Source organism: Nocardia grenadensis NBRC 108939 (genome assembly GCF_001613445.1).
Taxonomy (GTDB): Bacteria; Actinomycetota; Actinomycetes; order Mycobacteriales; family Mycobacteriaceae; genus Nocardia; species Nocardia grenadensis.
Genome location: NZ_BDCJ01000061.1, coordinates 1 through 2,122, shown reverse-complemented (window position 1 = coordinate 2,122; position 2,122 = coordinate 1). Strand labels below are relative to the sequence as shown.

Sequence of the window (2,122 nt, the reverse complement as noted above, 5' to 3'; positions counted from 1 at the left end):
GCGATCAGATGCCGCGCGAGCCGATTCACCCGACCCGCGAACTCGCCATAGGACAGACTCGTCCCCTCGAACGAAACCGCCACCCGATCCGGATACGCCGCCGCCACCGCATTGAAACCATCCAACAACAACCCCGCCGGCAGCCGATGCTCGGTCGCATTCCACTCCGCCAGCACCCGAGCACGCTCGACCGGCGCCAGGATCTCCAGATCACCGACCGCGGTCTCCGGCGCCTCGACAACCTCACGCAGCAGACCCAAGAACCGGTCGGCGAAGCCCACTACTGTGGCGCGGTCGAACAGATCTGTCGCGTAGATGAGCTTGGCCGAGACACCGTGCGCCGCAGAGCCGTCCGGGTTGGCCGGACCGGTCAGTTCACCGAGCTCCAGTTGCAGGTCGAACTTCGAAGTCTCGATAGGTGATTCGAGGCCACTTATGGTCAGACCGGGCAGCTCGCCGCGGACCTGCGGATCGTTGTTCTGCAACGACAGCATCACCTGGAACACCGGGTGCCTGGCCTGCGACCGGACCGGGTTCAGGACCTCGACCAGCCGCTCGAACGGCAGGTCCGCGTGCCCGAAGGCTGCCACATCGCCGGCGCGCACCGTCTCCAGCAGTTCGGCGAAACCGGCGCCGGAGTCGATCGGCGTCCGCAGCGCGAGCGTATTGACGAACATGCCGATCAGATCGTCGAGCGCCCGATCACCACGCCCGGCCACCGGGGTGCCCACGACAATATCGGTCTCACCCGACAGCCGGGACAGCATCACCGCGAAGGCCGCGTGCATGACCATGAAGAAGGTCACGCCGTGGGCGCGGGCCAGTTCCACCAGTTCGGCGTGCGCGGCAGCATCGATCTCGAAGCTGTAGGCGGCACCCTGCCCGGTGGCCACCGCCGGCCGCGGCCGGTCGGCCGGAAGATCCAGCTGTTCCGGGATACCGGCCAGCGCCTCCGACCAGTAGGTGAGCTGGGAGGCGATCACTGATTCCGGATCGTCCTCGGCACCCAGCACCTGACGCTGCCACAGCGTGTAGTCGGCGTACTGCACCTCGAGCGGCTGCCAGCCCGGCTCGCCGCCGTCGATCCGGGCACTGTAGGCCGTGATCACATCGCGGGCCAGCGGTCCCATGGAGAAACCGTCCGACGAAATATGGTGGACAACCAGGACCAGCACATGCTCGGTCGGATTCGCCTCGTACAGCCGGACCCGGAAGGGCACACCGGCGGTCACATCGAACCCGGTACCGACGAACTCCGCCACCCGCGCGGGCAGCTCCGCCTCGGTCACCTCCACCGGGGTCAGATCGGGGATCACCGTCGAGGTCGGCACGACCTGCTGGAACGGTGTCCCGTCCACCTCCGGGTAGTAGGTACGCAGCGATTCGTGCCGCGCCAGCACATCGGCGATCGCGATCTGCATGGCCTGGCGGTCCAGCAGACCCGACAACCGCACCGCGATCGGCAGATTGTTCGCGGCCGAGGCCGGATCGAACCGGTTCAGGAACCACATCCGCTGCTGTGCCAGCGACAGCGGCACCCGCTCCACGACCTCGCCGGTCTCCAGGACCTGGGTCGGCCGCGGCTGCGGCACCAGGGCCACCCGGCCACCCGCACCGGCATGGGTCTCCGCGCGGGCGGCCAGCGCCGTCACGGTGGAGGCCGCGAACAGTTCCCGCACCGGGAGTTCGGTGTCCAGTGCCGCCGACAACCGCGCCGCCACCCGGGTGGCGCTGAGCGAGTTACCGCCCAGCTCGAAGAAGTCGTCGTCCGCACCGACCCGCTCGGCACCCAGTACTTCGGCGAAGGTCGCGGCCACGATCTCCTCGACCGGGGTCGAGGGCGCCCGGAACACCCGCGCCTTGAACACCGGCGCCGGCAAGGCCTTGCGATCCAGCTTCCCGGACGCGTTCAGCGGGAACTCGTCGAGTACCACGAACGCGGCGGGCACCATGTACGACGGCAGCAGCTCCGTCAGGTCCTCGCGCAGCACCTCGATATCCAGCAGCGCGCCCGGGGCGGGTACCAGGTAGGCAACGAGCTGGTCGCCGGTGCGCGCGTCACCACGCATGACCACCACGGCCTGGGCGACCTCGTCCACGCCGGTCAGCGCCGATTCGATCT

The 2,122-nt window shown here is 68.5% G+C and carries 1 protein-coding gene; it reads right to left on the bottom strand.

Annotation, left to right across the window (positions count from 1 at the left end; all coding sequences use genetic code 11):
* On the bottom strand, window positions 1–2,122 hold a 2,122-nt coding region (locus NGR01S_RS29715), incomplete at both ends, for a condensation domain-containing protein (RefSeq protein ID WP_245664843.1).